Here is a 1068-nt window from a genome sequence, read left to right as displayed (position 1 = left end):
ATAATTTCGTTCATAGTTTGTTTTGGTTTAATTAATTTACAAATATAAGAATTCTAATCGTTGTAGGATAAGAGTTAAAAAATAAAAAAAAGTTACAGAAACATTGGTAAATTAAAAATTAAATGTAATTTTGCACTCTCAAATAAAAATGTTTATAAACCAAAAGGTTATAAGTTGTTTACACCTTTATAGAATTAAAGCCGCGAAACAAATTATAATCGCTTAATAAAAAGATTTACAAAATGAAAAAAGGTATTCACCCAGAAAATTACAGATTAGTTGCATTCAAAGACATGTCAAATGAAGATGTTTTTATTACTAAATCTACAGTAGAAACTAAAGAAACTATTACTCACGAAGGTGTAGAGTATCCAGTTTTCAAAATGGAGATTTCTAGAACGTCTCACCCTTTTTACACAGGTAAATCTAAACTTATTGATACTGCTGGTCGTATCGATAAATTCAACAGCAAATACGCTAAAAAAGCTAAATAATTATTCGCTTTTACAAAATAGAGAAAAGCTTCACTTAGGTGAGGCTTTTTTTATTGCCTAAATCTTCCTACTTTTGAGTATTGTTTTTAAACAATTCATCATTTAAACAATTCAACATAATGAACTATATACTTTTTGACGGAACCGTTCGCAATGCCTTACTTCCTTTTACTTTTACACGTCCAGTAGCTGATATTCGTATCGGAATTTTAACGATTCGCGAAAAGTGGGAGAAATATTTGGGATATACTACTACAACGCTTACCGAGGAATATTTAATGGAGAAATATCCAATGGTAGAAATGGAACAAAACATAATGATTAACGCTTCGTTTTTACCCAATCCAATTTTAATTGATATGGTTCAAAATCTGAATCCAAAAGAAGCTATTCTTTTTGGAGAAGAAATCATTGCTTTTCATACTTTCGATACCCAAGAAGATATCGATTTTGATGAGTATGAATTAGTAGAATATGAAGGTGATGTTCTTCGAGTTGAAAATACTTGGGATATTTTCGCAAAAAATGATGCCGCTATTCGTGAAGATTTTGAATTGTTAACCGAAGATAGATT

Annotated in this window: 2 protein-coding genes; both read left to right on the top strand. The window is 29.5% G+C overall.

The annotated features are described in order from the left end of the window. The first annotated feature begins 242 nt into the window (after window positions 1–242). On the top strand, window positions 243–494 hold the full coding sequence (locus Q0075_RS11315; protein ID WP_026724762.1) for a type B 50S ribosomal protein L31: 252 nt from the start codon (window positions 243–245) through the stop codon (window positions 492–494). A gap of 119 nt (window positions 495–613) precedes the next feature. Continuing rightward, window positions 614–1068, top strand: a 455-nt coding sequence (locus Q0075_RS11310; protein ID WP_297869603.1) for a putative sugar nucleotidyl transferase, incomplete at its 3' end; no start/stop codon positions are given.

This window comes from uncultured Flavobacterium sp. (assembly GCF_937967675.1).
Taxonomy (GTDB): domain Bacteria; phylum Bacteroidota; class Bacteroidia; order Flavobacteriales; family Flavobacteriaceae; genus Flavobacterium.
This window is presented reverse-complemented; position numbering and strand designations above follow the sequence as displayed.